Annotated in this window: 12 protein-coding genes; 9 read left to right on the forward strand and 3 right to left on the reverse strand. The window is 66.7% G+C overall.

What is annotated here, in order from left to right:
• Positions 1–40 precede the first annotated feature (40 nt).
• From BST47_RS16100 to BST47_RS16130, 7 genes are all read left to right on the forward strand, one after another.
• The gene (locus BST47_RS16100; RefSeq protein WP_083126497.1) at positions 41–940 is read left to right on the forward strand and encodes an Rv0045c family esterase; all 900 of its coding nucleotides are present in this window, start codon (positions 41–43) and stop codon (positions 938–940) included.
• A 129-nt stretch (positions 941–1,069) separates the two neighbouring features.
• The gene (locus BST47_RS16105; RefSeq protein ID WP_083126498.1) at positions 1,070–3,142 is read left to right on the forward strand and encodes a PhoX family protein; all 2,073 of its coding nucleotides are present in this window, start codon (positions 1,070–1,072) and stop codon (positions 3,140–3,142) included.
• A gap of 19 nt (positions 3,143–3,161) precedes the next feature.
• On the forward strand, positions 3,162–3,953 hold the full coding sequence (locus tag BST47_RS16110) for an LLM class F420-dependent oxidoreductase (protein ID WP_083126499.1): 792 nt from the start codon (positions 3,162–3,164) through the stop codon (positions 3,951–3,953).
• A gap of 59 nt (positions 3,954–4,012) precedes the next feature.
• Positions 4,013–4,690 carry a GntR family transcriptional regulator gene (locus BST47_RS16115; protein ID WP_083126500.1) on the forward strand — a complete coding sequence of 226 codons (678 nt, stop codon included), beginning with the start codon at positions 4,013–4,015 and terminating at the stop codon, positions 4,688–4,690.
• Positions 4,691–4,738: 48 nt separating this feature from the next.
• The gene (locus BST47_RS16120; protein ID WP_083126501.1) at positions 4,739–6,508 is read left to right on the forward strand and encodes an ABC transporter substrate-binding protein/permease; all 1,770 of its coding nucleotides are present in this window, start codon (positions 4,739–4,741) and stop codon (positions 6,506–6,508) included.
• Positions 6,508–7,248 (forward strand): amino acid ABC transporter ATP-binding protein, encoded by a 741-nt coding sequence (locus tag BST47_RS16125; RefSeq protein WP_083126502.1) that lies wholly within the window; start codon positions 6,508–6,510, stop codon positions 7,246–7,248. Before BST47_RS16120 ends, BST47_RS16125 begins: the two co-directional genes overlap by 1 nt.
• A 57-nt stretch (positions 7,249–7,305) precedes the next feature.
• On the forward strand, positions 7,306–7,752 hold the full coding sequence (locus tag BST47_RS16130) for a MarR family winged helix-turn-helix transcriptional regulator (protein ID WP_083126503.1): 447 nt from the start codon (positions 7,306–7,308) through the stop codon (positions 7,750–7,752).
• Between the two features lie 4 nt (positions 7,753–7,756).
• Here BST47_RS16130 and ggh read toward each other — a convergent pair whose 3' ends face one another.
• A complete protein-coding gene (ggh, locus tag BST47_RS16135; protein WP_083126556.1) occupies positions 7,757–9,097 on the reverse strand; it encodes a glucosylglycerate hydrolase in 1,341 nt (446 codons plus the stop codon).
• An 83-nt stretch (positions 9,098–9,180) separates the two neighbouring features.
• Between ggh and BST47_RS16140 the strand changes: the two genes are divergently transcribed.
• Positions 9,181–9,849: an SDR family oxidoreductase gene (locus tag BST47_RS16140; RefSeq protein ID WP_083126555.1), complete on the forward strand. Its 669-nt coding sequence runs from the start codon at positions 9,181–9,183 to the stop codon at positions 9,847–9,849.
• On the opposite strand, the gene BST47_RS16145 is transcribed toward BST47_RS16140, so the two are convergent.
• Together BST47_RS16145 and leuS are read right to left on the reverse strand one after the other, a co-directional pair.
• Positions 9,794–10,741 carry a PDDEXK-like endonuclease domain-containing protein gene (locus tag BST47_RS16145; RefSeq protein WP_083126504.1) on the reverse strand — a complete coding sequence of 316 codons (948 nt, stop codon included), beginning with the start codon at positions 10,739–10,741 and terminating at the stop codon, positions 9,794–9,796. The two genes, BST47_RS16140 and BST47_RS16145, sit on opposite strands and share 56 nt — an antisense overlap.
• A gap of 102 nt (positions 10,742–10,843) precedes the next feature.
• A complete protein-coding gene (leuS, locus tag BST47_RS16150; RefSeq protein WP_083126505.1) occupies positions 10,844–13,693 on the reverse strand; it encodes a leucine--tRNA ligase in 2,850 nt (949 codons plus the stop codon).
• A 184-nt stretch (positions 13,694–13,877) separates the two neighbouring features.
• Here leuS and BST47_RS16155 point away from each other — a divergent pair.
• On the forward strand, positions 13,878–14,780 hold a 903-nt coding region (locus BST47_RS16155; protein ID WP_083126557.1), incomplete at its 3' end, for an LpqN/LpqT family lipoprotein.

Raw genomic sequence — 14,780 nt, forward strand, 5'->3', positions numbered from 1 at the left:
TCCTGAACGTGCACAAATCGCCGTCAGTTAGGGTCAGCTAATGACCGACATCAGCGCTGATGACGAGCTCGCCTCCCTTTCCGAGTTCACCTTCCTGCGGGAGAACGCCAAGCAGGCCGGAGCGACGGGTCCGCTACCGACTGTCGACCGCATCAATTCCGCGGCCATCAGCGCGCTGAAGTTCGGCGCCGCCGCGCCACGGGTCGTGTTCCTGCATGGCGGCGGACAGAACGCGCACACCTGGGACACCGTGATCATCGGCCTCGGCGAGCCGGCCCTGTCGATCGATCTGCCGGGGCACGGGCGCTCGGCATGGCGCGAGGACGGCGACTACGGGCCCAAGCTGAATGCCACCGCCGTCGAACCCGTCGTGCGCGCGTTCGCGCCGGGCGCCGACCTGGTCGTCGGAATGTCGCTGGGTGGGCTCACCGCACTGCGACTGGCGGTCACCGCACCCGACCTCGTGCGCAAGCTGGTCCTCGTCGACGTGACGCCGTCGGCGCCCGAGCGGCACACCGAGATGACTGACGAACAGAAGGGCACCGTCGCGCTGGTTCAGGGCGAGAAGTCGTTCCCGAGCTTCGACGCGATGCTCGAAGTCACCGTCGCCGCCGCACCCCATCGGGACCGGGAGTCGTTGCGGCGCGGGGTTTTCCACAACGCCAAACGGCTCGACGACGGCACCTGGACATGGCGCTACGACTCGATCCGCAAGGGTGAGGGCTTCGACGGGTTGTGGGACGACGTCCCCAAACTCACGACACCGACGACGTTGGTGCGGGGCGCGAACTCGTTCTTCGTCAATGACGACGACGCCGCCGAATTCGCCCGAATCGCACCGGGATTCCAGACCGTACACATCGTCGAGGACTCCGGACACTCGGTGCAGAGCGATCAGCCGGTGCGGCTCGTCGAGATCTTGCGCGGGTTGCTCGACTAGCTTTTCGCCGCGCTCGATCGTTTGATTTCCGTTCATCTGTTGCTTGCCGACTACTACACCTGTTGTCGTAGGTTTTCGCGCGTCTGGCCGCAGCCCTGGCCGGGCAGCCCAACAGAAGGAACCGCAGCCATGACGCTCGTGCCTCTCAATCTGCTCGTCACCCACAACGGCAAGTCCAAGCGTCAGCACATCACCTGCGTCTACAAGTGCGGCGACGCATGCTCCAAGCCCGTCCCCAACACCAGCGACAACGAGTATTTCGGCGACATCGTCAAAGCGGTGTCGCGCCGCTCGATGCTGCGGGCCGGCGGCATCGCGGTGCTGGCCGTGGGTGCCGGTTCCGCATTGGCCGCCTGCGGAACCGCCGAACAGCCGGCCGCCACACCGACCTCGTCGTCCGCGGCTCCCGCCGAGCCGCCCCCGGGCATGAAGTTCAGCTCGGTCGCGCCCAACAGCGAGGACGTCGTCGTCATCCCCGACGGCTACCAGCAGGCGGTCGTGATCAGCTGGGGCGACCCCGTGCTGCCCGGTGCCCCGAAGTTCGACGTCGCCCGGCAGACCGGTGCCGCCCAGCGGGCACAATTCGGCTTCAACAACGACTTCGCCGGTCTGCTGCCGATCCCGGGTCAGCAGAACCGCTTCCTGCTGGTGACCAACTTCGAGTACGTCGACCCGATCTTCATGTTCCCCGGCTACGACAAGGACAAGCCGACCCGCGAGCAGTTCGACGTCGAAATCGCCGCCGTCGGCATGGGTGTCGTCGAGGTCGAACGCACGCCGCAGGGCCTCAAACCCGTGATGGGCCGCTACAACCGGCGCATCACCGCCGACACCCCGATGACGCTCACCGGTCCCGCCGCGGGCACCGACTTCGTCAAGACCGCCGCCGACCCGGCCGGGCGCACCGTCGCAGGCACCTTCGCCAACTGCGCGGGCGGCGTAACCCCCTGGGGCACAGTGCTTTCCGGCGAAGAGAACTTTCAGGACTATTTCGGTGCCGCCGAGGGATCGCCCGCGCCTGCCCCGGTGGACGCCGACCGCCTCGACCGCTACGGCATCTCCGCCGAACCGTCGGAACTGCTCTGGGAGACGTTCGACCAACGCTTCGACCTGGTGACCACGCCCAACGAGCCCAACCGCTTCGGCTACATCGTCGAGCTCAACCCGTGGGATCCGGCCTCGGCGCCGGTGAAGCACTCGGCGATGGGCCGGCTCAAGCACGAGGGCGCCAACATCTACGTCACCGACGACGGCACCGTGGTCGCGTACACCGGCGACGACGAACGCTTCGACTACATGTACAAATTCGTCTCGAGCAAGAAGATGCGCCCCGGCACCGATCCGGCCGCCATCGCCTACAACATGACGCTGCTCGATGAGGGCACGCTCTACGTCGCGAAGCTCTCCAGCGACATCCCGGCCAACGAGATCGACGGCTCGGGCAAGCTGCCGTCGAAGGGCTCGTTCAGCGGCACGGGCACCTGGCTGCCGTTGCTGCGCTCGGGCCCCGACGGGCAGGCCGAGTCGCTGGTCGACGGCATCTCACCGCAGGAGGCCGCGATCTTCACCCGGATGGCCGCCGACAAGGCAGGCGCCACCAAAATGGACCGGCCCGAGGACTTCGAGGCCAACCCGAAGACCGGCAAGGTCTACGTCGCGCTGACCAACAACAACGAGCGCGGCGCCGCCGGGGAGGCCCCACCGGATGCGGCCAACCCGCGCAACGACAACAAGAGCGGTCAGGTCCTCGAGATCACCGACAACCACGCGGGTACCGACTTCACCTGGGATCTGCTGCTGGTGTGCGGCGACCCCGCCGCGGCCGACACCTACTTCGGCGGGTTCGACAAGACGAAGGTCAGCCCTATTTCCTGCCCGGACAACCTGGCGTTCGACAGCCACGGCAACCTGTGGATATCGACCGACGGCAACGCACTCGACTCCAACGACGGGCTGTTCGCCGTCGCGTTGGAAGGTCCCGGCCGCGGCGAGACCAAGCAGTTCCTCACAGTGCCACTCGGTGCGGAGGCATGCGGCCCGATCGTCACCGACGATCTCGTGACGGTGTGCGTGCAGCATCCCGGCGAGTACGACGACAACAGCATCGACAACCCGGTGTCACGCTGGCCCGAAGGCGGCAACGGGACGGCACGGCCGTCGGTGGTCGCGGTGTGGAGGACCGACGGGAATATTGGAACGTGATCGCGGTTACAGATAAATCGTGAGCAATCCAATTCGTGTCGGCGTTCAGCTGCAACCCCAACACGCCCCGCAATACAGCCACCTCCGCGACGCGGTGCGGCGCTGTGAAGACATCGGTGTCGACGTCGCGTTCAACTGGGATCACTTCTTCCCGCTGTACGGCGACCCCGATGGTGCGCACTACGAATGCTGGACGATGCTCGGCGCGTGGGCCGAGCAGACGACCCGGCTGGAAATCGGCGCGCTGGTTACCTGCAACTCGTACCGCAATCCCGAGTTGCTCGCCGATATGGCGCGCACCGTCGACAACATCAGCGACGGCCGGCTGATCCTGGGTATCGGTTCAGGCTGGAAGCAGAAGGACTACGACGAATACGGCTACGAGTTCGGTACTGCGGGTAGCCGCCTCGACGACCTGGCGGGCGCGCTGCCGCGGATCACGTCGCGGCTCGCCAAGCTCAATCCGGCACCGACGCGGGACATTCCGATCCTCATCGGTGGTGGTGGTGAGAAGAAGACATTGCGCCTGGTCGCCCAGTACGGCGACATCTGGCACAGCTTCGCCGACAGTGCCGAGTACCCGCGCAAGGCCGAAGTGCTCGACGGCCATTGCGCCGAGGTCGGGCGCGATCCCGCTGAAATCGAGAGGTCAGCGGGTGTCGCCGGCGACGACGAGGACGCGCTGCTCAAGGAGGCCGACGCATTGGCGGGGCTCGGAGTGACCCTGCTGACCGTCGGCGTCAACGGCCCCGACTACGATCTGACGCGAGCAGAGGCTTTGTGTCGCTGGCGCGCGGGTCGCACCGGCTAATTACTGAAGCTGCGTAACTGCTCCGGGTCGGGTATATGCCGTGAGAGGCTTGTACCGCCATGCCCAAGAAGTATGGATTCAAAGAGAAGGACCTCGTGGTGGCGCACGTGGTCAACCTGATTCTGACCGGCAAACTCCGGTCCGGAGATCGAGTGGACCGCAACGAGATTGCGCACGAACTCGGGGTTTCGCGGGTGCCCATTCAGGAAGCCGTCGTACAACTCGAGCACGACGGCATCCTGTCGACGCAATATCACCGGGGCGCTTACGTGGAGACGTTCGACGAATCCGTCGTCCGCGAGCACCACGAGATCTACGGAATGCTCAGCGGTGTCGCGTCGGCGCGCGCAGCCGACGTCCGGAACCCGGCGCACCTCCACCAGCTCAGTACCTTTCTGGATACGATGCGCGCCAACATCGACTCGCGCGCCTTCCAGGACGCGGCGTTTCAATTCCGCGTCCTGATCAACGAGGAGTACTCGGGCCCACGGCTACTCGCCGTCATCCGCGGGTCGCAGTCGTTCATGCCGCGGGCATTCTGGCCGGTTTACCAAGACAATCACCGAGATCTGCTGCGGTTTCTCGAGGCGGACTACGACGCCATACGCGCCGGCGACGGCCCGGCCGCGCGTGCCGCCAACAACGGGCGGGCCGCGCTCATGGCGCAGATCATGCTCACCGAACTGGTGCGGCGCGGGGTTCTGCCACCCCAGGGCGCGGCGCAGGTTGGGTTCTGAACGAGCCGAAGGCGGTCCGTCCGCGCCAGAGGTCGATACCTTGCAGGGATGAGCTTCTGTAGGACACTCGCCGTGGCGCTCATCGCACTGCTGGTCGGCAGCATCGGGATGGCTGGGCCCGCGGCGGCCCAGGTCGACCAGTGCGCACCGCCCGGCATCAAGAGCGCCAGCGCGCTACCGACCAACCTCGCGACCGCCGCCACCGGACCCGAGGAGGACCGGTACACCACCGCGACCGTGCAGCCGCTGGAATCCATCGACGTCACGGCGCTCGGACTGAGCGAGCCGGGCACGCTCACCGTCGGCACGCTGTCGGACGCACCGCCGAGCATCTGCATCGACTCGGCGGGCCAGTTCACTGGATTCGACAACGAGCTACTGCGGGCTATCGCCGAAAAGCTGGGCCTGAGAATCAATTTCGTCGGCACCGAGTTCTCCGGTCTGCTGGCACAGGTGGCGTCGCGCCGCTTCGATGTCGGGTCGTCGTCGATCACCACCACCGACGCGCGTCGCCGCACAGTCGGTTTCACCAACGGCTACGACTTCGGCTACTTCTCGCTCGTCGTGCCAACAGGGTCGCCGATCACCGGATTCGAGAAGCTCGCCGCGGGACAGCGCATCGGCGTTGTGCAGGGCACCGTCCAGGAGGCGTACGTCATCGACACGCTCGGCCTGGATCCCGTCAAGTTCCCGGACTACAACACCGTCTACGCCAGCCTTAAAACCCGGCAGATCGACGCCTGGGTGGCGCCGTCACAGCAGGCGTCTGGCACAGTGCAACCGGGCGATCCCGCCGAGATCATCGAAAACACCTTCAGCTTGGACAATTTCGTCGCTTGGGCGGTCGCGAACGACAACCCGCCGCTCATCAACGCGCTGAATTCCGGGCTCGACGCGATCATCGCCGACGGCACGTGGTCGCGGCTCTACACCGATTGGGTGCCGCGCGCGCTGCCGCCCGGATGGAAACCGGGCTCGAAGGCTGCGCCCGCACCGCAGCTTCCCGACTTCGACGCGATCGCGGCCGAGAACCAGGAGGCGCCTTCGGCGGCGGCCGCGCCCAAGTCGACCCTGTCCCAATTGGCAGCGGCGTTCGGCAACTGGGAGTTGTACAAACAGGCCGTCCCCGACCTGTTCAAGACCGGCCTGCCGAACACCTTGATTCTGACAGTCAGCGCGGCCGTGATCGGTTTGACGCTCGGCATGGCACTGGCGGTGGCGGGCATCTCCCGGCATCGCTGGCTCCGTTGGCCGGCGCGGGTGTACACCGACATCTTCCGCGGACTGCCCGAAGTGGTGATCATTCTGCTGATCGGACTCGGGCTCGGCCCGGTGGTCGGCGGGCTCACGGGAAACAATCCGTATCCGCTCGGCATCGCCGCACTTGGTCTGATGGCCGCCGCGTACGTTGGGGAGATCTTCCGGTCAGGCATCCAGAGCGTCGAGTCCGGGCAGATGGAAGCATCGCGCGCGCTGGGCTTCTCGTACTCGTCGTCGATGCGGCTGGTGGTGATCCCGCAGGGCATCCGCAGGGTGCTGCCCGCCTTGATGAACCAATTCATCTCGCTGCTGAAGGCGTCTTCGCTGGTGTACTTCCTCGGGCTGATCGCCACCCAGCGCGAGCTGTTCCAGGTCGGCCGCGACCTCAACGCGCAGACCGGCAACCTGTCACCATTGGTCGCCGCCGGAATCTTCTACCTGCTGCTCACGGTCCCGCTGACACACTTGGTCAACTACATCGACGGCCGGTTGCGCCGCGGCAACAAACCCGCCGCGGAAGACCCGCTCGAGCTGTCGCGGACGCAGGAGATGATCTGATGACCAGTCCTGCTGAGCCGGTCTCGTTGAGCGCCAACGACATTCACCTTTCATTCGGTCCGAACGCGGTGCTGCGCGGTGTGGACATCGACGTACCCGCGGGCACCACCACGGCGGTCATCGGGCCGTCGGGGTCGGGAAAGTCGACGTTGTTGCGGACGCTGAACCGGTTGTACGAGCCTGATCGCGGCGACATCCTGCTGGACGGCCGCTCGGTGCTGGCCGACAATCCAGACCAGTTGCGGCAGCGCATCGGAATGGTCTTCCAACAGTTCAACCTCTTCCCGCACCGCAGCGTGCTGGACAACGTGACGCTCGCGCCGCGCAAGCTCAAGCGGCTCGACGCCGAGCAGGCGCGCGAACTCGGGTTGGCCCAACTGGACCGCGTCGGACTGAGGCTCAAGGCCGCGGTCCGCCCGTCGACCCTGTCCGGCGGGCAACAACAACGGGTGGCGATCGCGCGGGCGCTGGCGATGGCGCCGGAGGTGATGTTCTTCGACGAGGCCACCTCCGCGTTGGACCCCGAATTGGTGAAAGGCGTGCTGGCGCTCATCGCCGAGCTCGGCGCCGACGGCATGACGATGATCGTCGTCACCCACGAAATGGGCTTCGCCCAGTCCGCGTCGGACTCCGTGGTGTTCATGGACCATGGGAAGGTCGTCGAGTCCGGTTCACCCGACCAGGTGTTCGGGGCGGCCGAGACGGACCGGCTTCGGCGCTTCCTTTCGCAAGTTCTCTGAGCTTTACGTGCTCGTCACACAACTTGGCAGGCTCAGACAGGTTAGACTGCCGAAATTATGGTGGAGACCGAACCGCAGGTCGCTGAGCTGGCCGGAGAGCTGCAGCGCGTCCTCTCCCGGTTGTTCTCCGTGCTCCGCCGCAGCGATCCCAGTCGGGACGCCGCCACCAATGATCTGACTCTTGCCCAGTTGTCGATTCTGCTGACCCTGCTGGAGCAGGGGCCGATCAGGATGACCGAACTCGCCGCGCACGAACGGGTGCGCACCCCGACGACGACGGTCGCGATCCGCCGGCTGGAAAAACTCGGGCTGGTGAAGCGCTCGCGGGATCCCTCCGACCTACGGGCGGTACTGGTCGACATCACCCCCGAGGGCCTGGCCCAGCATCAGGAAGCGTTGGCCAATCGGCGGGCCTTTCTGGCCAAGCTGCTCGAAAAGCTCGGACCCGAAGACCTCGAAACGCTGAGCAAGGCGCTGGTCCCGCTCGAGCGCATCGCCGAATAACCTCTCAGCCCAACCAATCCAGCACCGCCGCGGCGGTCCATGACTGCTGCATGCTGCCCAACGGTTCGCCGGTGAAAGGTTCGTAGTACTCGGCGAAGGTGCCGTCGCTGACCTGTCGCAGCCCTTCGCGCCGAAGGATCAACGACCGTTCGGCCCAGCCACGGCGCGCGAAGCACCACGAGAACAGCCACGTCGTCACCGGCCAGACCGGCCCACGCCAGTACTCGCGCGAGCGGAAGTCCCGCGACACCGGCGACGTCGTCGGAATCAGCGCGAACTTCAGGTCCGGATGCCCGCAGAAGCGCGGCCCCTCCAACAACCGCAGCAAGGCACGCTCTTTCTCGTGCGGCAGCCCGCCACACAGCAGCGGCGCGAACTGCGCGACGGTTTCGGTGGCCACCCACTTCTCGGCCCGCACGTCGTAATCCCTTGCCGCGCCGTTACGTTCGTCGGCGGTTTCGACGACGCCCCTGCGGAACCGCTCGGCCCAGGCGTACAGGTCCCGCACGTCGGAGCGGGGCCGCTTGTAGTCCTCGCCGATCTCGGCCAGCACATCGCACGCCACGGCGAGGATCGCCGATACGAACACGTCCTCGACGGCGAAGCTCATCACCTTGGGGAGCAACTCGTCGTCGTAACGAGCCGACTTCATCTCCTCGAGCAACCACAGATAGCGGTCGTACTCGATGTCCGACGGCCGCTGGCTGGCGTCGGTGACGATCGCGTTGTCCGCGCGCTGGTATTCGGGCAGCCGGCCGGGAACGACGTTGGCGTACGCGCTGTCCCACCGCGGCGAATTGTCCATGCCGGACTCCCAGCCGTGGTACATCGTGACCCGGCCGCGCGATCTGGGGTCGCGGGCCTCAGCGAGCCAGCGGTGCCACCGGACCAGGTCGTCCCACCGGCGGTCGAGGAACGCCTCGGCGACGGCGCGGGTCGACCGGCCACGACTGCGGGCGTGATCGAGGATGCGCTGCACCGCGATCGCGTGCACCGGCGGCTGGGTGATGCCCGAGGTGTGGCGGTTGCGCGGGGCGTTGACGGCAAGCGCTGACGTGGCCCACCGCGCCGGTCCCGGGAAGTATCCGTCCACGCCGTTGGCGAAGACGATGTGCGGGATCATGCCGTTGGCCCACTGCGCCGACAGCAGGGTGTCGAGCTCGACCACGGCGCGCTCGACGCTCAGCGGAGCCAGCCCGATCGCCACGAAAGCAGCGTCCCAGCTCCACATATGCGGATACAGCAGCGGCGCCGCCGTGGTCATGGTGCCCAGGTCGTTGCCACGCAAAAGGTACGCGGCGCGGGCCGCCAGTTGCGTCGGCGCGAAGCCGGAATCGTGGGCCATCGTGTCAATGATGCGACGGCCGGGCACGAGTTGCAGGTCGGTAGGGTGACTTCGTGTCGAATGTCGCCGCCGACGCGGCCCGAATGCCGACGGCGATGATCACCGGGGCCTCGCGCGGGCTCGGTGCGGCCATCGCCGGTGCGCTCGCACCCACCCATACGTTGTTCCTCGCGGGGCGGCCGTCGGCGGAACTCGACGCCGTCGCCGCCGAGTACGGGGCCACCACGTGGCCGGTCGATTTCGGCGATCTCGACGCCATCGAGGTCGCCGTCGAACCGATCGTCGAGCTGGACGTCCTGATCCACAACGCGGGCGTCGCGTACCCGGCCACCGTTCCCGAGTCGACAGTCGACGAGTGGCGCTCCACCATGATCGTGAATGTCGTTGGCCCGGTGGCACTTACGCTGCCGCTGCTGCCTGCACTGCGCGCCGCCAGAGGCCACGTCGTCTTCGTGAACTCCGGTGCGGGCATCAACGCCTCTCCCGGCCTGGCGTCCTACTCCGCGAGCAAGTTCGCCCTACGCGGGTTCGCCGACTCCCTACGCAACGACGAGCCGTCGCTGCGGGTGACCTCGGTGCACCCGGGCCGGATCGCGACCGAGATGCAGGAAGGTCTGGTCGCCTACGAGGGTCGCGACTACGACCCGTCGCACTACCTGAGCCCCGAGACTGTCGCCAAAGTCATCGCCGACGCGGTCAACGCGCCGCCCGACGCGCACGTCCACGAGGTGATCGTCCGCCCTCGGTCGTGATTTCGGTGCTCTGACGATCGCCCGGCGACTGTTCGCGCACCGAAATCGCCCTTCGGATGATCGCGATGACTCGCTGGGGATACTCGGTCAGGTCCAGCCACGTGAACCGCAGCACCTGCCAGCCAAGCACCGAGATGTCGTTCTGTCGTTTTCGATCGACCTGAAACGCATCCGAGTCCGAGTGGAACGCCCAACCGTCCGTCTCGATCGCGAGTCGTTCCGCCGGAAATCCGACATCGACCTTGTACCCAGCCACGGGAAGGTTGGTGCGCCAACCGGTAATACCTGCTTCCTTGAGAAGTTTGACCAGCAGACGTTCGGCAGCCGACCGTGCACCGTCGCCAGCAGCTTGGAGCAGAATCCGGGCAGCCGGCGACCCGTACCTTCCCTTATTGCGCAATTGCGCGCGCCAGAGTTCGCGGAGTTCGATGTCCTTTTGGAGGGCTCTGTCCATCAGCGGCATGCCAGCGCGTCGATTAATCGATGCTTCGAGAACCGTTAGCGGTCTTGCAGTTACGCGTAATCCTCGAATACTCGTGACGTCCGACGGTTCAAGATCACGTCGCCTCAACCGAGTCTTTTCATGACAACGGCCATGACCCGTGCGCGGCATCGTCACCTCGACGATGTCGGGCGCAAACCGCGTCAGCCCGTGCCACCATGCGGCCGTCAACCCGCTGGCGATTGCTCGTTCGCCATAGCCCCATACCGCCGCTCGAACTCGGGCGGCACTGGTGAACGGTCGATCGTCGACGAAGTAGACGCCGCGCGAACACCGCATCCAGTCGCCTGACTGCACTCGACGCTGCACCGCCTGCACACTCAGGCCCGATTTGGTCGCCTGTTCGAGCGTGATGACGCCGTCTTGTTCTCGAAGTAAATCCTTCAGCATCCCCAATGGACGTTGGCCGACGCCTCATCGGTTCCACTCTTCGCGATTTCGGTGCGCTAGCGATCGCCCAGCGACCGTACGCGCACCGAAATCGCCGGCTGGCTAGGCGACGATGTTGACCAGTCGGCCCGCCACCACGATCACCTTCTTCGGCGTGGCGCCGGCGAGGAACTCCTGCACCTTCGCGTCGGCGAGCGCAGCGGCCTCCAACGCGTCCGCATCGGCGTCGGCGGGCACGGTGATGCGTCCGCGGACCTTGCCGTTGACCTGTACCGGCAGTTCGACGCTGTCCTCGACGAGGTACTGCGGGTCGGCCACCGGGAACGGCCCGTGCGCCAGTGAGGTGTCGCGGCCCAGCCGCCGCCACAGTTCTTCGGCGAGATGCGGCGCCAACGGCGCGACCATCAGCACCAGCGGCTCCAACGCCGCCCGCGCCGTCACCCCCTGCTTGGTCAAGTGGTTGGTGTACTCGATCAGCTTGGCCGCGGCGGTGTTGTTGCGCAGGTTCGAGTAGTCATCGGACACCCCGGCGATCGTGCGGTGCAACACCCGCAGGGTGTCATCGTCCAACGCCTCGTGGGCAGCCGACCGCCCGGCGCCGGACTGCTCGTCGACCACCAACCGCCACACCCGCTGCAGGAACCGGTACGCGCCGACGACATCCTTTGTCGCCCATGGCCGCGACGCCTCCAACGGGCCCATCGACATCTCGTAGACCCGCAGTGTGTCCGCGCCGTATTCGTCGCAGATCTCGTCGGGCGACACCGAGTTCTTCAGGCTCTTCCCGATCTTGCCGAACTCCTGGAAGACCTCGATCTCACCATCAGGTGCGCGCCAGTAGAACTTTCCGTCGCGTTCGACGACCTCGGCGGCAGGCACATACGAACCGCGCGCGTCCGTATAGGCGAACGCCTGGATATAGCCCTGGTTGACCAGTCGGCGGTAGGGCTCCCGCGACGACACGTGGCCGAGATCGTAGAGCACCTTGTGCCAGAAGCGGCAGTAGAGCAGATGCAGTACCGCGTGCTCGACGCCGCCCACGTACAGGTCGACGCCACCAGGATCGTCCGGCCCGTGCTCGGCCGGCCGAGGTCCCATCCAGTACGCCTCGTTCTCCTTGGCGCACAGCTCTTCTTTGTTGTACGGGTCGGTGTAGCGCAACTCGTACCAGGAACTGGCGGCCCACTGCGGCATGACGTTGGTGTCGCGGGTGTAGGGCTTGAGGCCGTCGCCGAGATCCAATTCGACGTGTACCCATTCGGTCGCCTTGCCCAGCGGCGGCGACGGCTCGCTGTCGGCGTCGTCGGGATCGAACTGCACCGGGGCGTAATCCGGAATGTCGGGCAGCTCCACGGGCAGCGCGGATTCGGGCAACGGATGGGCCCGGCCGTCGGCGTCGTAGACGATCGGGAACGGCTCGCCCCAGTACCGTTGCCGCGCGAACAACCAGTCGCGCAGCTTGTACTCGACGCGGGCCTGCCCGCGCCCGTCGGCGACCAGCCGATTGGTGATGGCCTCCTTCGCCGATGCGACGGACAGGCCATTCAGATGGTCCGAGTTGACCAGCTCACCATCGCCGGAGTAGGCCTGAAGCGAAATGTCTCCGCCGGCAATCACTTCGGTGATCGGCAGGCCGAACGTCGTGGCGAACTCCCAGTCGCGCTGATCGTGACCGGGCACCGCCATGATGGCCCCGGTGCCGTATCCCACCAGCACGTAATCGGCGATGAACACCGGAATTTGTTGGCCGTTGGCCGGATTCGTCGCATACGCACCGAGGAACACGCCGGTCTTGGTCCTGTTCTCCTGACGCTCCAGATCCGACTTGGCCGCGACGGTCGCGCGGTAGGCCGCGACCGCCTCCGCGGGGGTCGCCGCACCGAACGTCCAGCGTGGGTCGGCGTCGTCGGGCCACTGGCCGGCCACGAGCCTGTCGACGAGTTCGTGTTCAGGTGCCAGCACCAGGTACGTCGCGCCGAACAACGTGTCGGGCCTGGTGGTGAACACCTCGATGTCACCGGCGTCGGTCGCGAACTGGACCGCCGCGCCGGTGGACCGGCCGATCCAGTTGCGCTGCATGGTCTTGACCTTGTCCGGCCAGTCCAGCAGTTCGAGATCGTCGAGCAGCCGGTCGGAGTAGGCGGTGATGCGCATCATCCACTGCCGCAGGCGTTTCCGGAACACCGGGAAGTTGCCGCGGTCACTGCGCCCGTCGGAGGTGACCTCCTCGTTGGCCAGCACCGTCCCCAGACCCGGGCACCAGTTGACCAGCGAGTCCGCCCGGTACACCAGTCGGTACGAGTCGACAACATCAGCACGCTCGCCGGCGCTCAACTCCGACCAAAACCGGCCATCATCCAACGTCCGGCTACCCGAGTCGAATTCGGCGATCAGCTCAGCGATCGGCCGCGCTTTGTCCACCGACGGGTCGAACCAGGCGTTGTAGATCTGCAGGAAGATCCACTGCGTCCACTTGTAGAAGTCGACGTCGGTGGTCGAGAAGCTGCGCCGTGCATCGTGCCCCAGCCCCAGCCTGCCCAGCTGGCGACGGAAGTTGACGATGTTGGCCTCGGTTCGGGTGCGCGGATGCGTTCCGGTCTGGATCGCGTACTGCTCGGCGGGCAGGCCGAACGCGTCGAAACCCAACGCGTGCAACACATTACGTCCGGTCATCCGGTAGTAGCGCGCGTAGACGTCGGTGGCGATGTAGCCGAGCGGATGTCCGACGTGCAGGCCCTCCCCCGACGGGTACGGAAACATGTCCTGCACGAACATCTTGTCGGCCGGCACCGGGCCGCGGTCGGGCTCGGCCAGCGAGCCGACCGGGTTGGGCACGTTGAACGTCCCGGAGTCCGCCCAGCGCTGCTGCCAGGCACGCTCGATCTGCCCGGCCAGCTCCGCGGTATAGCGGTGCTGCGGGGCATCGGTGCCGGCGTCGGGCGATTCAGTCACGTGAACAGGGTATAAGCCCGCCGATCGTGCTCTCGCCGGCCACAGGTTGGTCTCGGTTGAGTCACCGGTCGGTCAGAGCTTGATCCCAGGTCGGTTCCGGCCCTGGTGACCTTCGCTTCGCCGTGGATACAGTCGGCGCCTGACCACATGGCTGACGAGCCCGATAGTGAAAGGACCGACGGCGATGAACGACAACGCCCGACGCTGGAGGACTCCAGCTATCAGTGTGGCTGCGGCTACCGTCGGCGTCCTCTTCTTCGCCGGCGTCCCCGCCTCGGCCCAGCCACTGCAGCCGGTCGCGCCGCAGCCCAGTCCCGCCGTGGTGGCGCAGACCGCGGCGACACCCAACGCCGCCCTCACCCCCGCCGCTCCCAACGCCGCGCTGGCCGTCCCGTCGACACCGAGTGCCGCGGTCGCGCCTGCGATGGCCAACCCCGCCCTGACCCCGGCGACGCCGGCCGCCGCCGCGGCCGCGCCCGGTGGAGTCACGCCGCCGCAGGTCGCCGCCCCGGCGGCGGTGCCGATCATCCCCGCCAACGCGGGCACGCTGTCGGACTTCTTCCAGTCCAAGGGCGTGGCGATGGAGCCTCAGGTCAGCCAGAACTTCAAGGCCCTCAACATCGTGCTGCCGATGCCGAGGGGCTGGGCACACGTGCCCGACCCGAATGTGCCCGACGCGTTCGCCGTGATCGCCGATCGCGTGGGCGGCAACGGCCTGTACTCCTCGAACGCCCAGGTCGTGGTGTACAAGCTGGTCGGCGACTTCGACCCGCGCGAGGCGATCAGCCACGGCTTCGTCGACAGCCAGCAGCTTCCCGCCTGGCGGGCCACCAACGGGTCGATCGCCGAGGTCGCCGGGCTGCCGACATCGACCATCGAAGGCACCTATCGCGAGAACTCCATGACGCTGGACACGTCGCGCCGGCACATCATCGCCACCGCGGGTCCGGACAAGTACCTGGTGTCGCTGGCGGTGACCACCAGCGTCGACCAGGTCGTCGCCGCGGCCGACGCCACCGACGCGATCGTGCGGGGCTTCAAGGTCAGCGTCCCCGGCGCCACCCCACCCCCGGGCGCACCCGCTCCC

Origin of the sequence: Mycolicibacterium tusciae (assembly GCF_002086795.1) — a bacterium.
Taxonomy (GTDB): Bacteria; Actinomycetota; Actinomycetes; order Mycobacteriales; family Mycobacteriaceae; genus Mycobacterium; species Mycobacterium tusciae.

What these genes read in the sequence shown, in the direction of transcription:
- BST47_RS16120 (WP_083126501.1), top strand. Translation starts at nt 4,739, where the DNA reads ATGAGCTTCTGTAGGACACTCGCCGTGGCGCTCATCGCACTGCTGGTC.
- BST47_RS16105 (WP_083126498.1), top strand. Translation starts at nt 1,070, where the DNA reads ATGACGCTCGTGCCTCTCAATCTGCTCGTCACCCACAACGGCAAGTCC.
- BST47_RS16130 (WP_083126503.1), top strand. Translation starts at nt 7,306, where the DNA reads ATGGTGGAGACCGAACCGCAGGTCGCTGAGCTGGCCGGAGAGCTGCAG.
- BST47_RS16125 (WP_083126502.1), top strand. Translation starts at nt 6,508, where the DNA reads ATGACCAGTCCTGCTGAGCCGGTCTCGTTGAGCGCCAACGACATTCAC.
- BST47_RS16115 (WP_083126500.1), top strand. Translation starts at nt 4,013, where the DNA reads ATGCCCAAGAAGTATGGATTCAAAGAGAAGGACCTCGTGGTGGCGCAC.
- BST47_RS16145 (WP_083126504.1), bottom strand. Translation starts at nt 10,741, where the DNA reads ATGCTGAAGGATTTACTTCGAGAACAAGACGGCGTCATCACGCTCGAA.
- BST47_RS16140 (WP_083126555.1), top strand. Translation starts at nt 9,181, where the DNA reads ATGCCGACGGCGATGATCACCGGGGCCTCGCGCGGGCTCGGTGCGGCC.
- BST47_RS16100 (WP_083126497.1), top strand. Translation starts at nt 41, where the DNA reads ATGACCGACATCAGCGCTGATGACGAGCTCGCCTCCCTTTCCGAGTTC.
- ggh (WP_083126556.1), bottom strand. Translation starts at nt 9,097, where the DNA reads ATGGCCCACGATTCCGGCTTCGCGCCGACGCAACTGGCGGCCCGCGCC.